The sequence below is a fragment of the Mesorhizobium sp. M7A.F.Ca.US.014.04.1.1 genome (assembly GCF_003998745.1).
Lineage (GTDB): Bacteria > Pseudomonadota > Alphaproteobacteria > Rhizobiales > Rhizobiaceae > Mesorhizobium > Mesorhizobium ciceri.
In genome coordinates, this window is the sequence record NZ_RZRW01001547.1 from 1 (window position 1) to 379 (window position 379).

A 379-nucleotide genomic window follows, 5' to 3' on the forward strand; every position below is an offset into this window, starting at 1 on the left:
ACCCTGCGCAAGGCACCGTTCCCGCGCATCCTGATTTCCGTGGCTTGCGTACTCACCTTCGATCAGGCCGGGTTCTTCACCGCGTTGCATTTCGTCGCCGGTGCGCCGATAGCCGTCTTTTTCGGCGGCTGGTTTGCCAAGATGGCGGCAGCGCTGATCTTCAGCACCATGCTTGTCGCCTATCTCAAATGGTTCGAGGAACGCCAGATCACGGCGCCGCGCGGGCTGACCGACATCTTCGATACGCTGACCTATCGCGAACGCTACGAAGCGCTGGTCGAACATGTCGGCCGCGACGGGCTGACAGGCCTGCTGCATCGCGGGCGCTTCGACGCCGATGGTGAAGCCGCCGTCCAGGTCAGCCTGCGCACCGCAAGGC

The 379-nt window shown here is 63.6% G+C and carries 1 pseudogene; it reads left to right on the forward strand.

Annotation, left to right across the window (positions count from 1 at the left end):
* A pseudogene (locus EOA22_RS37535) lies at nucleotides 1–379 on the forward strand (GGDEF domain-containing protein); the annotation flags it as partial.